Consider the following 15,887-nt stretch of genomic DNA (forward strand, 5'->3'; position numbering starts at 1 on the left):
CTTAATTGTCTAATACCACGGTTTTATTGTCTTGCAATAGTTGGTATTGCAAACCTAAGGTACTAAAAACCGTTTTAAGAGCAACATCGATATCATTGTTAGGAAAAGTTCCTGTGTAAATGATAGATGTATCTAACTGTTTTGTTTCGATGTTGATATTATATTGTTCTTCTAATTCTTTAAAAACATATTTTACTGGTACGCTTCTAAATGAACTGATATTGTTAATCCAAGAAGGTTCTAATGCTTCAAAAACCCAATTTTCGGATGCAGATTTCGCAATTTTTCTGTATCCTTTTCCTGCTGTAAGAATTATTTGTTCTTGACCACTTTGGACACGCACTTTCCCTTCAAAACACACAGCTTTAAAAAGGGAGGCTTGTGAATCTACACTAAACTCGGTTCCCAAAACTGTTACGTTGCCGTTTGCTGTATTTACTGTGAAAGTGCTTCCTTTTTTAACTTTAAAATAGGCTTCACCGTCTAAAGAAACAGTCCTATTGTTTTCCCAGTCATTTTTATCAAAACTAACTTCTGATTTTGCGTTTAAAATCATTTCAGAACCATCTGGCAAAGTTACCGCTAACTGTTCTCCATAAGAACTACTTATAGAATCATTGGTATTGAAAAAGAAAAGACCAAAAATAATTGCAATTGATGCCGCAACAGCTGCATAAGGCCAAAGTTTGATAACAGGATTTTGATCACTGTCGATAGAAGTTTGTTTACCAGATTTGATAGTATTCAGTGCTGTATCTATATCATATTCAGATAAGTCTAAGGCGTCAGCACCTGCTTTTATCTTTGCGTAGTGCTTATATTCTGGATGCGATTGAAACTCATGAAGTTCCTCCGGAGAAAGCTCTCCGTTAATCCATCTGGATAAGAATATATCATCATTTTTATTATCTAACATAATCTGCCTTTATATATAAAAAACGTTCTATTTATTAATTACCCTACCCCTTGCTAATATTTTTTTTAATTTTTAACAATTGCCCTCATTTATAATTTAGATGTTACCAATCTTTTTTCTTAAACTTAATAAAGCTTTGTGCATTAATTTTTCAATAGCCTTTACGGATACATTAGATAACTCAGCAATTTCTCTATAAGTTTTTTTATCAATTCTGCTTAAAAGGAAAACTTCTCTTTGTCTTTCTGGTAAATCAGCGATAGCATTCTTCAGTTTCTCCATATATTCCTTTTCTAACATCACAAATTCCGGAGACTCATTAGTAACATCAGTTTTACGCTGAGTTATATAATTCTGATGTTTAAACTTTACTTGTTGATGCCTAGCAATACTAATTCCTAGGTTGGTGGCTATAGTATAAACATAACTTTTTGCTTTGTCTAAAGGTACTTTAGCACAATTGTTCCATAATTTAATAAAAGAATCTTGAACAATATCTTCCGCCTGATCTAAATCACCAAACTTATAATACAGATAACTTCTCAAAAGTTTTGCATGACTTTTGAAAAAATGATCAAAGGCTTGTTCGTCACAAGTAGAGTTTTTACTATCAGACATTTGGGGATTCATTTGTTGTCAAAACTAGATTTTTTTCTGGTATCAAAAAAAAGAAATTTTAAAAAAAATAAAAAAAGAGGGGTGGGGTAGTTTTGGTATTGGGCGTTTTACTAGTGTTATAACAAACATCTCAATTGAGCATAACTTATTATTTACTTAAAAAATTAACATGAAAAATCTTAGAATTTTTAGCTTACTTATGTTTGGGCTTATGATTGCCTTTTCTTCTTGTGAACAAGAAGATGATAATCAAAACGCTGAATGTCCTCAGTTATCTTTTGGACAGGATGGGAAAAAACTAGTTGCTGATTTTGAAGGAATTGAAGACCTTGATACCTACGAATGGTTTGTAGATGGGGAATTGGTAGAGACCGAAAGTCAGCAAAATGAAAGAGATAATACTTTAGACCTTTCTTCATATAATCCTGGTGCCTATAATGTTTGTATTAAAGCAGAAACACCAGATTGTCCTGAAGGAATAGAATTTTGTAGAGAAATTACAATCGAAGAAGAAATGAATGGATGTCCAGATCTAAAATTTACTAGAGATGGGGAATATTTATTTGCGGATTTTGAGGGAATAGAAACCTTAGAATTTTATGCATGGAAGGTGACAGGTGAAAATCTTGAAAACGGTGAGATCATCGAAAACGAAGGAACAAGTAATCAAGGAGATAATAAGTTCTCTTTAGAAAATTTAGAAGAAGGAACTTATACTGTATGTTTAATTTCTGAAAGCCCTACTTGTACAAGCACAGAATATTGTGAAGAGATCACAATAGAAGGTGATGGAGATGGACAAGGATCATGTCCTGATCTAACTTTAAGTTCAGAAGGAAGTATTGTAGTTGCTTCTATATCAGGAACAGACGATATCCAATCATTCAATTGGTTTGTTAATAATGAGCCATTAGCAGCAGAAGATCTTCAAATTCAAGGAACTACAATAACTTTAGATCTTAGTGATTACAATCCAGGTTCTTATGAAGTATGTGTAAAGTTTGAATCCAATGATTGTTCTCAGGGAATCGAAGCATGTGTTTCAGCTCAAGTAACAGATGATAATAATGGTGGTGGAGATGATGGTTGTCCTGACCTTTCTTTTATAGAAGAAGGACCATTTATGTTTGCAAGCTTTGCAGGAATAGATCAATTAGATGTATACGAATGGTTTGTAGATGGAGTATTGGTGGAAACTGAAGATCTTCAAAGTCAAGATAGAGACAATAAGCTAGATTTGTCTTCTTACAACCCTGGTACTTACAGAGTTTGTATTAAAGCAGAAACAAATGACTGTCCTAACGGAACAGAGTTCTGTAGAGATGTTGTAATTCCAGAACCACAGCCTGTAGATTGTACTATTTTTAAATTAGAATATTTCGAAACCAATAGTGCAGAATTTGTAAATGCAAACGGAGTAATTTTGTTTGGTCTAGATGATAACTCCGTAGTTTGGGAAATAGATGGGAATCAAGTTACACCAACTACTGCCACAGGACATTTCTTAATCCTTAAGGATCATCTTCAGCAGCCAGGAAGATATGAGATTTGTTATAAAGCAGAATCTTCTGAATGTGGAAGCTTACAAGAGTGTATCGAAATTGATTTTCAGGGGCTTTAATTTATATATGAAGTGATGGTTTATTAAGTTCAGTCAGTTGAATAAATAATCACTTATTTTTAGGAAGAGACCGTTTTTACGGTCTCTTTTTTTATTCTTAAATCTTTTTAATACCCAATAGTAATAGGGCTTTAGGTTAGTTTTTAAGGTTTTTATGACAAATTTTTAACTTTTTTTAAAGTAGGGGGTAGGGTATTGGTTTCGGACCGCGTTTCATTATTGTAAAGCAAGTAAAAGCTTCTAAATAATTAATATAAAATAACCCCTAAAATTACAACAATGAAAAAACTTAGTATTTGGTGTGTAATGATTTTTACACTACTTGTGGGATTTACCTCTTGTGAAGAAATTGAAGAATTAGAAAATTGTCCAGATGTGACGATTAATGTAGACAATGTTGCTGGTAGTGCCGTTTATCGTTTTGCCGCACAATTAGATGGCATCCAAGATGTAGAACTTACTTGGTCTATTAATGGAGAAGATGTAGCAAGTGGAAATTTAGATGATATTGCAAGTCAGATTTTTGAATATCAGTTTGAAGAAGGGACGTATACTGTTTGTGTAAGAGTAGCTAGTGATGCGTGTCCTATCGAAGTTTGTAAAGAGATTGAGGTAGACATAGATGAAACAAACCCTTGTCCAGATTTATTCTTTGAAACAAGACAATTGGATAGGTCAAACAGCTATAAGTTTATTGCAGATTTTCCTGGTATTGAAGAAACTAATTACGAATGGTTTATCAATGGAGAAGTAGTAGTGACGGATGGTCAAAATGCGGATAATTATTTATTCTGGGATTTTGAGGAAGTTGGAACTTATGAAGTGTGTATCAAAACAGAAACGCCAGATTGTCCAGAAGGAACTTCTTATTGTAAAGTAATTGAAGTCCAAGAAGTAGACGAAAGATGTCCAGAACTGTTCTTCATTGCGGAACAAGATGGAGATAATCCAGCATATTATTTTCAAGTAGAGTTTGAAGGAGCTGATCAGATAGAATGGTTAGGTTGGTATATCAATGGGGAGTTTGTAGAAGATTCTAATAATGGAGACAACAATAGATTCTATTATCAATTCGAGCCAGGAAGATATGAGGTATGTTTAAAAACCGAAACTCCAGAATGCCCACAAGGAACATCATATTGTAAAGTTATCGAAATAGAAGGAGATGCTGTTTGTCCAGAGTTATTTTTCGAAGCAGAACAGGACGGAGATAATCCTGCATACTATTTCTATCCAGGAGCATTTGACGGAATAGAAGAGTATCCAATAAGCTGGTCGGTTAATAATGAATTTGTTGGTACAACTCAGAGTCATGATGAACCATTTTACTATCAGTTTGCTCCCGGAAGTTATGAGGTTTGTGCCGCAGTAGAAACGCCAAATTGCCCACAGGGAGTAACTTTCTGTAAAGTGATCGAAATAGAAGAAACTGGAACCAACTGCCCAAATTTATTTTTCACAGTAGATCAAGAAGGAGATACACCGGGATATAATTTTAGAGCAGAGTTCGAAGGAATGGGTGATATTTCATACGAATGGATCATCAATGGAGATGTTGTAGACAGAGAAATTGTAGATAGTAATGAAAGAGATGATTATCTATACTACCAGTTTGGATCAGGGACATACGAGATATGTATTATAGCGGAAACTCCAGATTGTCCAAACGGAACTATATTTTGTAAAACAATAGCCATAGAATAGTTAAGTCAGTTAGGTTGGATTAATTAGGTTGATTCCCTGGAAGTAAGATCATTCTTCCAGGGAATTTTGTATATACCAAACAGATGTGTTAGATTGTGAATCTAATAAACTAAATAATTTTTATTTAAATTGGGGTAGGGTATACTGATTTTCAGACGTTTTACCTTATGTAAAGAGAAATATTTTGAGAAAAATTCATACATATAACTTAAGGTTGTTACTAATAAGCTTCGCTGTATTGTTATCAGGATGTGTAAATGATGATTCTTTTTTTCCTGAAGAAAACAATAATAACGTAGTATCCAGTACTTCCTTGGTTACAGTGCTTACTAATTTTGGTTCCGACAATTCGTTTATATCAGAGAATGAGCAGTGTTTCCGATTTGTCTATCCTATTACGCTGGGTTATAATACAGATTCAACTATCACCATAGATAGTTATGACGGATTAGTGGATGTAATTGCTAGTCAAGGACCAAATTTTAATATAACTGGTTTACAATTTCCTGTTTCTATTGTGTTCAAAAATACAGATGTAACCGTTAGTTTAAGTAATGAAGCTTCACTGTTTAATGTTTTGTCAGAATGTGAGTTTGATACTGTAAGAGATGATTTTGACCAGTTTTTTAATAGTTGTTTCAAGTTTGATTATCCAATCACAATGTTGGATAACGGAGGTGTTGAAATAGAAATATCGTCTGATGAAGCATTTCAAACATTTTATCAAAGTCAAGGAGCTCTATATCAACCTAATTTCAAATTTCCTATTACTCTTTTAGTAGGAGCTAATTTAGAACGTACCACTATTGATACTTATTTTGGATATTATAGAATCATTAGTACTTGTGAAACTCGTTGTCCACAATTAGATTTTACATCCGAACTTACAGATACATTTAATCTAGGATATAGGTTTGAAGCAAGTTTTCCTGATATAGAGACGATAGGTACCTATGAATGGTTTATAGATGGACAATTTATAGAGGTAGATGGACCAAATGTTCAGGGCGATAATCTCTTATTACGAGATTTTGATGGTCCAGGTACTTATGTCGTTTGTATTAAAGCAGAAACACCAGAATGTCCAGAAGGAATTGAAGTTTGTAAAAATATAGAGGTTGCTGAGTTTTGCCCGGATTTAAATTTTAGTTTTGAACAAGAGCAAGGTACATTACAGTATAATTTTACCGCTAGTTTTACAGGTATAGAAGAGTTAACTTACGAATGGTTTGTAGATAATGAGGTAGTAGAACAAGATGGCGGTGGTAATGGAGATAACGTTTTTGTTACAGAATTAACTCCTGGAGTACATCAGGTATGTATAAAAACCACTACACCATCATGTCCAAATGGCGCTGAGGAATGTAGGGAAATTCTTGTGGATCCAATTTGTCCTAATTTGTTTTTTAGTTTCGAACAAGAGGGGAATACGAATGGTTACAACTTTACAGCAGATTTTCAGGATATTGGTAATGTAAATTATCAATGGGAAATCGATGGGCAGATTCAGGAGCAGGATGGAGGTCCAACTGGAGATAATATATTCTTCTTTCAGTTTGATCCTGGAACCTATGTGGTGTGTATAACAGCTGAAACAGAAACATGTCCTCAAGGGACACAATTCTGTGAAGAAATAGTTATTGAATAAGGATTTTTCTTAGCAAAAGAGATATCAGAATAACAAAAATACGAGACTAAAATTTAAGATGTAATAAGAATTGTATTCGCAAATTATTAAATAGATAATTATTTGTAAATAAAGGTTTTATGATTTTTTTTGAAAGCTCTTTTCGTAACTTTGTCCGAAAGTAAAGGAAATGAGATATCATACAAGAAAGATCGTTAAACCTGGCGATCTAAATCCAAATAACACCTTATTTGGAGGAAGATTATTAGAGTGGATCGATGAAGAAGCTGCTTTATATGCAGTGATTCAATTAGAAAGCAATCGCGTAGTTACCAAGTATATGTCGGAAATTAATTTTGTGAGTTCCGCCTTACAAGGGGATATTGTAGAAATAGGAATGGATGTGGTAAAATTTGGAAGATCTTCATTAGTTCTAAAATGTGAGGTGCGTAACAAGTTGACTCGCAAAACAATTATTCAAGTGGATAATATCACTATGGTATACCTAGATGAAAATGGAAAACCTGCACCACACGGAAAGACCAAAATAGAATACGTTAGAGATAGATTAGCATTAAACTAGTACTACTTTATTAAATTCTTTGAATAGATTTTAGCAAGAATAAAAATTTATAAGAGTAGTATTCGAAAGAATGGAATTATGATCTAAAGCGTACACAGAAGTAACTCGAAAAGAGAACTTCTGTTTACATTTATTTATTGAGTTTACGGATTGCTATAATATGCTTCGCATTCTGGAGACAGGTCATAGAACTATGTTCCTGGTTTTATGACGGTTTTCATAGTTAATACCTTCACTAATTACTTTTTTAAGTATAGTAATTCTTTTTGAGTTTAAAATGCTTTGCAACATCATAAAATGATTTATTTTATCAATACTAAATATTAATACAACAAATAATGAATTTGTTCCTTATCTAAAAGGTGAATAATGATAGTTTAGTAATACTTTATGATAAAGATAGTTCTAGTTATCTGAGAACAAGTTTTTTAATTAATGAACGTCCCAAAGCTTCATTAAGATTGCTAATAATCTTTTCTTTTCCATAGCTTAATTCTTCTCTAAGTACCGAAGAAGTAAGTTCAACATATAGGGTTTCTCGATCTAGCCTAATTTCGCGTGTGTATTTTGTAATAGCAGGACCCATAATTTGCTCCCAAACATCTTTTACTTCTACCTTATCTAATCCTTTTTGAAGTCTATTTTCGCTAACAAACTCCTTAAGTACATCACTAATGCTAAGATGGTCATTCTGTCTTCTATTCATTACAATTCAATCTTTGTATAGGGTTTATAAAAATAACGATTTCCGGCTTCATTCTGGATAATCATTTGATCGTTTTTTGCTGAAAGCAGTGCTTCTTTCCACTGAGATAATGGAGTTTTATAATGCATCCAAATACTATCGTTTTCTATGGTTATAATAAAGGATTCGCTATCTTTTGTGGTAATAAAATTACCATTTAATTGTGGTTGCACTTTTTTTCGTATACCCTTTTTATCTTTTACTTCAAAAAAGTCAACCATCTGACTAAAATTGTACTGTTTTTCTATACCTTCTGCAGTAATGACCTTTTCAATTTCCCAATACCCAGAAATATTAGATATTGTTTCTTCTGGATCCTGTTTTGCACAGGAAACAAATATTAGAATTAATAGGCATATACTGTTCTTCAACATTGATTCTGTTAGTTTAAATTAAGATTCTAACTTTATTATTTTATAAGATTGCGATATTTTTTTCACCACATTTTCGGTACGATCCGCATGCGTATCACTGATAAATAGTTGTCCGAAATTTTGGTCATCTACTAATTGAATAATATGTTCAACTCTTTTTTCGTCTAGTTTATCAAAAATATCATCCAATAAAAGCAAAGGGTTTACTTTGCTTTGTTTTTTAATGAAATCAAATTGGGCTAATTTTAGAGCGATCAAAAATGATTTTTGTTGCCCTTGACTACCAAATTTCTTGATAGGATGTCCCTCTATCTCAAAAATCAAATCATCTTTATGGACTCCTACACTCGTGTATTGTAACATTCTATCTTTAGAAAGATGTTGTTCTAAGAGAGTAAGTAAATTGTTTTCTGCTAATTTACTTTGATATCTTAAAGATACAGCTTCTTTCCCTGAGCTAATAGCTTCATACCTACTAATAAAAATGGGGATGAACGTTTCCAAAAACTCAGTTCTTTTGTTGTAAATTACACTTCCTAATTCATCGAGCTGCTGATTATAAATTTCTAGTGTAGTAGGATCAAAAGTATTGTTAGCGGCGAAATATTTTAAAAGTGAGTTTCGTTGAGAAACTACTTTAGAGTATTTAAGTAATATTGATAAATATGCGGTATCACTTTGTGATATGACACCATCAATAAATTTACGACGCGTATCGCTACCTTCAGTAATAAGATCTCGATCAGCAGGAGAGATAATTACTAATGGTAAGAAACCAATATGCTCGCTAAATGTATCATAAGCCTTTCCATTTCTCTTGATTACTTTTTTCTGACTTTTTTTTGCACTAACGATTACTTTTTCTTCTCGGTCCAATTTTTCATACAACCCTTCTACCACAAAAAAATCCGTTCCATGTTTAATGTTTTGACTTGTTATCGGGTTAAAATAGCTTTTACCAAAGGATAAATGATATATCGCATCTAGGATATTCGTTTTTCCAACGCCATTATGTCCGACTAAGCAATTAATCTTAGTGTCAAAATCGAAATTAACGGATTCAAAATTTTTATAATTAATTAAAGAAAGGGATTTTAGAATCATAAACCACTGATCGTCAGCAAGTAGTGACTTTTTTGAAATTCTCAAATAAGAAGTGCAAAATATTAAAAAATAACAAATATTTTCGCTTTTAATTATGAATAAAAATTTTATTTTTGCCCTTCATTAAATAATATTTATGGCAACTTATAAGAAACGAGGATACAAACCAAAAAATAAAGCAGAAGAAGTAGAGCAATTAGAAGATCACTCTACAACTGCTGAGGTATTCAATACGCTTGATGAAGGTGCTTCCCGGACTGAAGAATGGGTTGCTGCCAATCAAAAATATATATTTATCATTGTTGGGGCTATTGCTGTTGTTGTATTAGGATATTTAGGATATCAAAAGTACATACAGGAACCAAAAGAATTAGAAGCGTCTAACGAGATGTTTAAAGCACAACAGTATTTTGATAATGCGGTTAATGGTAATACTACTGTAAGTGATTCTTTATATACATTAGCCTTAAACGGAGGAGAGGGTAAATATGGATTTTTAGAAATCATTGAAAATTATGGAGGTACCAAAGCTGCTAATTTAGCTAATTACTACGCTGGATTTTCATACCTTAATATGAATAAGTATCAAGAAGCAATTGATCATTTAGATAAGTTTAAGAGCGATGACGAAATGCTGGGACCTCTTGCTTTAGGAGGAATTGGTGATGCTTTTGCTCAATTAGATCAAATGGGTGAAGCTTTATCTTACTATGAAAAAGCTGCGAATGCAAAAACAAATGACTTTACAACTCCAAAGTTTTTATTGAAATCTGCAATAACGGCTATTTCATTAGGAAAACCAGATGTGGCAGTTACTTATTTAGAAAGAATCAAAGAAGAGTTTTCTAAGAGTGTAGAAGCAAATCAGGCGGATGTTCATTTAGGAAGAGCTCAAGGAATGCTTAAGTAGTTTATAGTTGACGGTTTTTAGTTCTTAGTTCTAGGATAAAGTTTTAAAAACTATCAACTAATAACAATAAACAGTCAACTAAATATGGCTACAGAAAATAAAAATTTATCTCAATACGATAAAGCTACAATCCCAAACGCGAAAAACTTTCGGTTTGGGATTGTTGTTTCAGAATGGAATGAAACAATTACAGAAGGTCTTTTTCAAGGAGCTTTTGATGCACTAATTGATTGTGGTGCCATCAAAGAAAATATTGTTCGATGGAATGTGCCTGGTAGTTTTGAACTGATTTACGGCTGTAAAAAAATGCAGCAATCCTATGATATGTTGGATGGTGTGATTGCGATCGGAAGCGTTATCCAAGGAGAAACAAAACATTTTGATTTTGTATGTGATGGCGTTACCCAAGGAATCAAAGACCTAAATATACAGAGTGATATTCCAGTTATCTTTTGTGTTTTAACCGATAATACGATGCAGCAGTCCATAGATAGATCCGGAGGCAAGCACGGTAATAAGGGAACCGAAGCTGCTATTGCTGCTATAAAAATGGCTCAATTGCGTAAAGACGCAAAATTCTAACACATCATTTTATTGTTGATTTTTAATATTCTTACCAAAATTTTAAAAGCGGCACTATAGTTGCTCTTTGATATATTCGATGTTATTGTAATGCTAAAAGCTTTAGATTGCTATGCATTTTAAGTATATTTGGATAATATAAAAAGAAAGGAGCAACACGTGAAATTAAGTATCCCTAAAAGAAAAACAAATCGAAGATATAACTATACTCCTAGATATTATAAGGGTAAGAGTGAAGGAAATATCTATGATTTCGAAAATAGAATTACTAAATATCGCGATACACGAAATGCTATTGATTTTGGTTCTCAATGGAGTGAAGATAGAAAAGCAAGTCGTAATAGAGGAAATAGAGAATTTAATAAACGAGTAATTCTTATTGCCTTAGTGTTGACTTTCATTTTTTTATATTTAATTGATTTTGATTTATCCATATTTACTGCCGGACAATAAATGTCAGATATTATCCAACTATTACCGGATCACGTAGCAAACCAAATAGCTGCGGGAGAAGTAGTGCAACGACCAGCCTCTGTAGTCAAAGAATTATTAGAAAATGCTATTGATGCAAAGGCTTCACATATCAAACTAATTATTAAAGAAGCTGGAAAAACGCTCATCCAAGTGATTGATGATGGTATGGGAATGAGTGTAACCGACGCCAGATTAAGTTTTGAGCGTCATGCTACTTCCAAAATAAAAAATGCTGAAGATCTTTTTCAGTTAAATACCAAAGGGTTTAGAGGAGAAGCATTGGCTTCTATAGCGGCTATCGCCCATGTGGAGTTAAAGACCAAGCAAGAAAAAGATGAGGTAGGGACAGAAATAAGAATAGAAGGAAGCGAAGTAGTGTCACAAGAAGTTTGTGTAACTCCGAAAGGGACTTCGATTAGCGTTAAGAATCTATTTTATAATATCCCGGCAAGACGTAATTTTCTAAAGTCAAATGCAGTAGAGTTACGTCATATTATCGATGAATTTCATAGGGTTGCTATGGTGCATGCAGATATTAAGTTTGATATGTACCACAATGGTAGTGAGGTTTTTAGTCTACCTGTCACAAATTATCGACAGCGAATCGTACATATTTTTGGAGCGAAAACGAATGAAAAATTAGTTCCTGTAGAGGAAGAAACAGATTTAGTAAAAATTACTGGTTTTGTGTGTAAACCTGAATTTGCTAAACGTACGCGAGGAGAACAGTTTTTCTTTGTAAATAATCGTTTTATTAAAAGCGCTTACCTCAATCATGGTGTAAATTCCGCATTTGAAGGTTTGCTAAAAGAAAAAACACACCCAAGCTATTTTATATATCTTACTGTAGATCCTAAATCTATAGATATTAATATTCACCCTACAAAGACCGAAATTAAGTTCGATGATGAGCATGCATTGTATGCTATGTTACGTTCTACGATAAAACATAGTTTGGGACAGTTTAATGTAGCACCAATATTAGATTTTAATAGAGATGCTTCTATGGATACTCCATATGAGTATAAAAGTAAGATGATAAAGACACCAACTATAGAGGTAGATAGAAGTTTTAATCCATTTAAAGATGATCAGAAAGAAAGTTCATCGTCTTCTTCTAAAAGTTATACAAGTTTTAAGAAAGAATCTGCTGGAAGTTGGGAGAATTTATATACTGGTTTAGAAACTCCAGAGACTTCTTCGAAACCTTTAGAGAATGATTTTACCTCTATGGAATTTGAAAGCTCTGAAGTAACAGGCTCTTTGTTTAATGCGGATCAGGAGGCAGAGTTAGAACACCATATTACCTATCAGCTAAGAAGAAAGTATATCGTTACGACTATCAAAAGTGGTATGGTGATTATACATCAGAATCGAGCACATTATAGAGTGCTATATGAAGAGGTGTTGCGAAACATCACCATGGCAAGTGCAGTTAGTCAGCAATTACTATTTCCTTTAAAATTATCTTTTTCTAAGCAAGAGATGCAAATTTTAAAAGAAGTACGAGAGCATTTAGAAAATACAGGTTTTGTATTTGGCGAAATTACAGATACGGATGTGTCTATTTCTGGTATACCTACTGCAACCACTGAGAGTGAAGTTTCGGTATTATTAGAAAAGCTAATTAATGATATAGAACAGGAAGTACCAGATAGTGGTTTTTCATTAACCGATCTTTTGGTCAGATCAATTTCTGGAAGTATTGCTGTTAAAACAGGAATAGCGCTTCCTAAAGAACAGCAGCAATATATTGCAAATAGTCTTTTTGCTTGTACAGAACCAACAATTACACCCGATAACAAGCCAACCTTCATCACGTTAACGGTCGATGATATTGATAAAAAATTTTAAAAATATATGAGAGGGATATCACCAGCAGTAAAGCATATTCTAATTATAAATGTACTCTTTTGGATTGGTACATTATCTATAGCAAGAGGGGCATTGTTCGAAAATCTTTTTGCCTATCATTTCGTAACTAGCGATTTGTTTAAGCCTTGGCAGATTTTAACACATATGTTTATGCATGCAGGATATGTCCAAACTCCTGGAGGAGGAGAAAGTATATATTTTCAGCATATTCTGTTTAATATGTTTGGGTTATGGATGTTTGGAACTCCTGTAGAGCGTTTTTTAGGAACAAAGAGATTTGTGTTTTTTTACATTTCAGCAGGTTTGGGAGCCCTTTTTATTCATGCAGGATGGGATTATTTTCAGTTTCAAGCAGAATTATCCAATTTAATTAATGCAGGATATAGTAAAGAGTCAATTATAGAATTGTTGAATAATGGTAGATATAGTCCGCAATGGGAGCAGGTTTTAGGAGAAAAGGGGCTTCAAAACTTAGCAGGAAATTATATTGGTACTCTAGTAGGTGCTTCTGGTGCTTTGATGGGTGTATTGGTAGCATTCGGAGTTTTGTTCCCAGAAACTCCTTTGATGTTGTTGTTTCTTCCGGTGCCTATTAAAGCAAAATATTTTATTCCTGGTATTCTCTTGCTAGATTTGTTTTCAATGTTATCAGGATATTCAATTTTTAGTCCTTCGAATACGGCATATTTAGCACACTTAGGAGGAGCATTATTTGGATTTGTGATGGTATGGTATTGGAAAAAGAATTCGTTTAATCAAAATCGTTGGAACTAATGTCACAGATAGACGATTTAAAATTGAAATTTAGGAACTTTTCAATAGTTGAAAAGTTAATAGTAATTAATGTAATTGTATTCGTTAGTTTTTACCTTATTAATACATTTGCGTATCTCTTTGAAGCGTCCAGCGATTTTCTAATGGATTGGTTTGTTTTTCCTAAGGAATTAGGTGAGTTTATACTCAAGCCTTGGTCTATTATTACCTACGCTTTCCTGCATAGTGGGTTTTGGCATCTAGCATCTAATATGATTATTCTCTATTTTTCTGGAAGATATTTTGTTTCGTATCTTACAGAAAAAAGAGTTTTAACTGTTTATTTCCTTGGAGCAATTTTCGGAGCATTACTATATATGTTATCTTATAATGTATTTCCTGTGTTCTCCGAAGTTGGTAGTTCTGTGTTGTTAGGAGCGTCTGCTTCAGTAATGGCAATATTAATTGCTGTAGCGAGTTATATACCTCATATGTCCGTTCGTTTAATGTTTATTGGTAGTGTAAAATTCTGGTGGATTGCTGCTTTTTTTGTGGTTTTGGATATTATTCAAATACCAGCAGGTAATGCAGGAGGACATATAGCGCATCTTGGAGGAGCGTTATTTGGATATCTATATGCTATTCAGCTTAAAAAAGGAAATGACATTGGTAGTGGTTTCGAAAAATTTATGGATGCTGTAGTTTCCATGTTTAAACCTAAAAAGAAAAGTCCCTTAAAAACAGTGCATAAAGCTAAAAAAACAAAAAAATCTAAAACACAGGTAACAAATTCATCATCAAAAAATAAAAACCCTAATCAGGAAGAAATCGATGCTATACTAGATAAAATAAGCAGAAGCGGTTATGATAGCCTTACCAAACAAGAAAAAGATTTCTTGTTTAAAGCAGGGAAAGATTAATTATGAGAAAGGTAGTTAATAAGATTATATTCTTTATTAATTCTTTGGTGGCTTTCGCTCTGCTAATGTCTTATTTACTTCCTTATGTATCCCCACAGACCTTTCCCTTATTATCTGTTCTAAGCCTAGCAGTACCTATCTTAATAGTGGTTAACGTATTGTTCTTTTTATACTGGGCAATATTGTTTAAGCGTAAGATGTTGTTATCATTAATAGTTTTATTGTTAGGGATTTCACATGTTACTTCCTTATATAGATTAAGAGGTAAAAGCTTAGCCGAAGATACCAAGGATGCCCTTTCGTTATTAACTTTTAATGTTCATGTATTTAATAGATTTAAATGGATAGATTCTGAAGAGATCCCTAAAGATATTTCTGAGTTTATTAAAAAAGAGAATCCAGATATTTTTTGTGTACAGGAATTTTATAACAATCCAAACATAGATTTTAAGCAATATCCTTACAAATACGATTACTTTCATCATCGAAGTCAAGAATTAGCATTGGTAATATTTTCTAAATACCCTTTTGTGAAGAAGGGATCCTTAAATTTTGAGAATACTGCTAATAATGTAATTTTTGCGGATGTAGTCACTCCAACGGATACGGTAAGAGTTTATAATGTTCATTTGCAGTCACATGGTATTAGCTCTAAGACCGATGACCTTACAAAGGCAGACTCTCAAAAGTTACTAAAACGGATTCAGACTTCTTTTAAAAAGCAGCAAAGTCAAACAGAGCAGTTAATTGCGCATTTAAAATCATCTCCTTATAGAAATATTGTGATGGGTGATTTTAATAATACTGCTTATTCCTATATTTATGACAAGATCAAATCTGAAGATTTACAAGACACTTTTAAGGAAGCTGGTCGTGGGTTTGGAAAAACATTTAACTTTGAGTTATTTCCTGCTAGAATTGATTTTATTCTAGTGCCAGATGACGCAGAAGTGATCAGTTTTAAAAGTTATGATGTAGAACTTTCCGATCATTACCCTATATCTTCAAAAATTAGTTTGTAGTTTATAGAGAGTAATTAGTTTTCTAAGATTTTATGAAAATATTACAACTATTGCTCGTT

16 protein-coding genes are annotated in these 15,887 nt (G+C 32.9%); 11 read left to right on the plus strand and 5 right to left on the minus strand.

Annotated elements, in window-relative coordinates; genetic code table 11:
• Position 1: 1 nt before the first annotated feature.
• Both ABD077_RS17715 and ABD077_RS17720 read right to left on the minus strand, forming a co-directional pair.
• Positions 2 to 916, minus strand: coding sequence for a FecR family protein (locus ABD077_RS17715; RefSeq protein ID WP_343913577.1), 915 nt, complete (start codon positions 914 to 916; stop codon positions 2 to 4).
• Between the two features lie 96 nt (positions 917 to 1,012).
• Positions 1,013 to 1,534, minus strand: coding sequence for an RNA polymerase sigma factor (locus tag ABD077_RS17720; protein ID WP_343913578.1), 522 nt, complete (start codon positions 1,532 to 1,534; stop codon positions 1,013 to 1,015).
• Positions 1,535 to 1,703: 169 nt separating this feature from the next.
• On the opposite strand from ABD077_RS17720, the gene ABD077_RS17725 reads away from it, so the two are divergent.
• The 4 genes from ABD077_RS17725 to ABD077_RS17740 all read left to right on the plus strand — a co-directional run bounded on the left by ABD077_RS17725 (position 1,704) and on the right by ABD077_RS17740 (position 7,069).
• On the plus strand, positions 1,704 to 3,155 hold the full coding sequence (locus tag ABD077_RS17725) for a hypothetical protein (protein WP_343913579.1): 1,452 nt from the start codon (positions 1,704 to 1,706) through the stop codon (positions 3,153 to 3,155).
• Positions 3,156 to 3,434: 279 nt separating this feature from the next.
• Positions 3,435 to 4,859, plus strand: coding sequence for a hypothetical protein (locus tag ABD077_RS17730; protein WP_343913580.1), 1,425 nt, complete (start codon positions 3,435 to 3,437; stop codon positions 4,857 to 4,859).
• Between the two features lie 184 nt (positions 4,860 to 5,043).
• The gene (locus ABD077_RS17735) at positions 5,044 to 6,507 is read left to right on the plus strand and encodes a hypothetical protein (RefSeq protein ID WP_343913581.1); all 1,464 of its coding nucleotides are present in this window, start codon (positions 5,044 to 5,046) and stop codon (positions 6,505 to 6,507) included.
• A 169-nt stretch (positions 6,508 to 6,676) separates the two neighbouring features.
• On the plus strand, positions 6,677 to 7,069 hold the full coding sequence (locus tag ABD077_RS17740; protein WP_299606967.1) for an acyl-CoA thioesterase: 393 nt from the start codon (positions 6,677 to 6,679) through the stop codon (positions 7,067 to 7,069).
• A 409-nt stretch (positions 7,070 to 7,478) separates the two neighbouring features.
• Here ABD077_RS17740 and ABD077_RS17745 read toward each other — a convergent pair whose 3' ends face one another.
• The 3 genes from ABD077_RS17745 to recF are packed head-to-tail and all read right to left on the minus strand — an operon-like array spanning position 7,479 to position 9,292.
• On the minus strand, positions 7,479 to 7,775 hold the full coding sequence (locus ABD077_RS17745; protein WP_343913582.1) for a DciA family protein: 297 nt from the start codon (positions 7,773 to 7,775) through the stop codon (positions 7,479 to 7,481).
• Positions 7,775 to 8,188, minus strand: coding sequence for a hypothetical protein (locus ABD077_RS17750; protein ID WP_343913583.1), 414 nt, complete (start codon positions 8,186 to 8,188; stop codon positions 7,775 to 7,777). The genes ABD077_RS17745 and ABD077_RS17750 overlap by 1 nt, the downstream gene beginning before the upstream one ends.
• A gap of 18 nt (positions 8,189 to 8,206) precedes the next feature.
• Positions 8,207 to 9,292 carry a DNA replication/repair protein RecF gene (gene recF / locus ABD077_RS17755; RefSeq protein WP_343913824.1) on the minus strand — a complete coding sequence of 362 codons (1,086 nt, stop codon included), beginning with the start codon at positions 9,290 to 9,292 and terminating at the stop codon, positions 8,207 to 8,209.
• 136 nt (positions 9,293 to 9,428) lie between these two features.
• Here recF and ABD077_RS17760 point away from each other — a divergent pair, with 136 nt between their 5' ends.
• The 7 genes from ABD077_RS17760 to ABD077_RS17790 all read left to right on the plus strand — a co-directional run bounded on the left by ABD077_RS17760 (position 9,429) and on the right by ABD077_RS17790 (position 15,828).
• Entirely contained in the window at positions 9,429 to 10,202 is a 774-nt protein-coding gene (locus ABD077_RS17760) for a tetratricopeptide repeat protein (protein ID WP_343913584.1), read from the plus strand.
• A gap of 84 nt (positions 10,203 to 10,286) precedes the next feature.
• A complete protein-coding gene (ribH, locus tag ABD077_RS17765; RefSeq protein WP_343913585.1) occupies positions 10,287 to 10,784 on the plus strand; it encodes a 6,7-dimethyl-8-ribityllumazine synthase in 498 nt (165 codons plus the stop codon).
• A 159-nt stretch (positions 10,785 to 10,943) separates the two neighbouring features.
• Complete coding sequence (locus ABD077_RS17770) at positions 10,944 to 11,237, plus strand: hypothetical protein (RefSeq protein WP_343913586.1); 294 nt, start codon at positions 10,944 to 10,946, stop codon at positions 11,235 to 11,237.
• Positions 11,238 to 13,112: a DNA mismatch repair endonuclease MutL gene (mutL, locus tag ABD077_RS17775; protein ID WP_343913587.1), complete on the plus strand. Its 1,875-nt coding sequence runs from the start codon at positions 11,238 to 11,240 to the stop codon at positions 13,110 to 13,112. It abuts the gene before it with no gap.
• Between the two features lie 6 nt (positions 13,113 to 13,118).
• Positions 13,119 to 13,907: a rhomboid family intramembrane serine protease gene (locus ABD077_RS17780; RefSeq protein ID WP_343913588.1), complete on the plus strand. Its 789-nt coding sequence runs from the start codon at positions 13,119 to 13,121 to the stop codon at positions 13,905 to 13,907.
• Entirely contained in the window at positions 13,907 to 14,806 is a 900-nt protein-coding gene (locus ABD077_RS17785) for a rhomboid family intramembrane serine protease (RefSeq protein ID WP_343913589.1), read from the plus strand. The genes ABD077_RS17780 and ABD077_RS17785 overlap by 1 nt, the downstream gene beginning before the upstream one ends.
• Before the next feature lie 2 nt (positions 14,807 to 14,808).
• Positions 14,809 to 15,828, plus strand: coding sequence for an endonuclease/exonuclease/phosphatase family protein (locus ABD077_RS17790; RefSeq protein ID WP_343913590.1), 1,020 nt, complete (start codon positions 14,809 to 14,811; stop codon positions 15,826 to 15,828).
• Positions 15,829 to 15,887 lie beyond the last annotated feature (59 nt).

Origin of the sequence: Aquimarina litoralis, from assembly GCF_039523995.1 — a bacterium.
Lineage (GTDB): Bacteria > Bacteroidota > Bacteroidia > Flavobacteriales > Flavobacteriaceae > Aquimarina > Aquimarina litoralis.